Below are 2550 nucleotides of genomic sequence, written 5' to 3' on the forward strand. Positions count from 1 at the left end.
TCTCCTCCACCCCGGGTGCCCGCCTCTACCGCACCGGCGACGTGGTGCGCTGGCGTGCGGACGGGATGCTCGACTACCTGGGCCGTGCTGACTTCCAGGTGAAGGTGCGTGGCTTCCGCATCGAGCTGGGTGAAATCGAAGCCGCCCTCCTCAAGCACTCGGGGATCCATGAAGCCGTGGTGCTGGCGCGCGAGGACGTGCCCGGTGACAAGCGGCTCGTCGCCTACGTGGTCCTCTCGGACGGCGAAGTGGAGACCGCGCCGTCGGCGGACGACCTCAAGCTCTGGCTCAAGCAACACCTGCCCGAGTACATGGTGCCCTCCGCCTTCCTCGTGCTGGAGGCCCTGCCGCTCAACACCAACGGCAAGGTGGACCGCAAGGCCCTGCCCGCGCCGGTGAGTTCGGAGCCCGCGAACCGCTACGTCGCGCCGCAAACGCCCACCGAGGAACGACTCGCCCCGCTCTTCGAGCAGGTGCTGCACGTAGAGCGCGTGGGCATCCACTCCGACTTCTTCGCGCTCGGAGGCCATTCGCTGCTGGCCACCCAGCTCGTCTCGCGAGTGCGTGCCACCTTCCGCAGGGAGCTGCCCCTGCGTGCGCTGTTCGAGGCACCCACCATCGCTGCCCTCGCCCGGCGCATCGACTCCGAGGGGACCACCGCGCCGTCGGTTCCCCTGCGCAGGGCCGCGACCCGCGCCGCCTCCGAGCCGTTGTCCTTCGCGCAGCAGCGGCTGTGGCTGTTGGATCAGCTCCAGCCAGGGGACGCGTCCTACAACCTGCCCACCGCGCTCCAACTCTCCGGCCACCTGGACCTCGAAGCGCTGCGCCGCGCCTTCGAGTCGCTCGTCCAGCGCCACGAAGCCCTGCGCACCACCTTCCACGAGCACCAGGGCCAGCCCACCCAGCGCATCCATGCCCCGGCGGAGTGGACACTGCCTCTCGTGGACCTCTCTTCCTTGCCGGCTGCCCAGCGACAGGAAGAGTCCCGGCGGCTGGCCGATGAAGAAGCGCGGCGGCCGTTCGACCTCACCACGGGCCCGCTGCTGCGCAGCACGCTGGTGCGCCTGGAGCAGAATGAACACCTGCTGCTGGTGACGATGCACCACATCGTCTCCGACGGCTGGTCCATGGGCGTCCTCGTGCGCGAGATGGTGGCCTTCTACGAGGCCTTCACCTCGGGAAGCACGCCGGTCCTCTCACCGCTGCCCGTGCAGTACGCGGACTTCGCGGCGTGGCAGCGCAACTGGCTCCAGGGCGAGGTGCTCGACGCGCAACTGGGTTACTGGAAGCAGCAATTGGAGGGAGCGCCTTCCGCGCTGGAGCTGCCGACGGACCGCGCGCGTCCGCCCGTGCAGTCCCACCGGGGCGCCACCGTGGAGGTGCGGATTCCCGCCAGCATCGCGGAAGGACTCAAGGCCCTGGCTCAGCGTGAAAATGCCACGCCCTTCATGACGCTGCTGGCGGCCTTCCAGGTGCTGCTGTCGCGCTACTCCGCGCAGGACGACGTCAGCGTGGGCTCACCCATCGCGGGCCGCACCCAGGCGGAGACCGAAGGCCTCATCGGCTTCTTCATCAACACCCTGGTCCTGCGCGCCCAGCTGAACCCGCGTGCGACGTTCCGTGAGCTGCTCGCCCAGGTTCGAGGCACGACGCTCGCGGCCTTCGAGCACCAGCACCTGCCCTTCGAGAAGCTCGTCGAAGCCGTGCAGCCCACGCGGGACCTGAGCCGCAGCCCGCTCTTCCAGGCCATGTTCGTCCTGCAGAACACGCCGACCCGGGCACTGCACCTGCCGGGCCTGTCGTTCCAGGCCGTGCCCCTGGAAGCCCACTCCGCGATGTTCGACCTCTCGCTCTCGCTGCAAGAGGTCCAGGGAGGGCTGGTCGGTTCATTGGAGTACGCGACGGACCTGTTCGATGCGGCGACCATCCAGCGGATGGCGGGCCACTTCGGTGTGCTGCTGGGTGCCATCGCGCAGAAGCCCGACACGCGGCTGAGCGATCTGCCGCTGCTCACTGACTCCGAGCGCCAGCAACTCCTCGTCGACTGGAACCCGGAAGCAGCACCCGCGATTCGCGAGCCGAGCATCCCCGCGATGGTGGAGGCCCAGGTGCGCCGCACACCGGACGCGCTGGCTGTCATCACGCCCGAGCGGCAGCTGACGTACCGCGAGGTGGACGCGAAGGCGAATCAGCTCGCCCACCGTCTGCGTGGCCTGGGCGTCGGGCCCGAGGTCCGCGTGGGCCTCTGTGTCGAGCGCACCGAAGACCTCGTCATCGGAGCCCTCGGCATCCTCAAGGCCGGTGGCGCGTATGTGCCGCTTGACCCCAGCTACCCGCGCGAGCGACTGGGCTGGTTGCTGGAGGACGCGCAGGGCCCCGCTCTCGTCGCCCACTCGCATCTCTTGCAGGCCCTTCCTGAAACGTCCGCAACGCCCGTGTGCCTCGACTCGGATGCGGAGTTGGCGAAGCAGCCCACCACGGCGCCCGAGGCGGATATCCACGCCGGGCACCTCGCCTACCTCATCTACACGTCCGGCAGCACCGGCCGTC

At 69.3% G+C, this 2550-nt stretch carries 1 protein-coding gene; it reads left to right on the forward strand.

All coding sequences use genetic code 11. The annotated features are described in order from the left end of the window. Positions 1-2550: condensation domain-containing protein (locus ACLEQD_RS41190; protein WP_410391381.1), on the forward strand; the 2550-nt coding region annotated here is incomplete at both ends.

Source organism: Corallococcus sp. 4LFB, assembly GCF_046520365.1.
In the GTDB taxonomy this organism is placed as follows: Bacteria; Myxococcota; Myxococcia; order Myxococcales; family Myxococcaceae; genus Corallococcus; species Corallococcus caeni.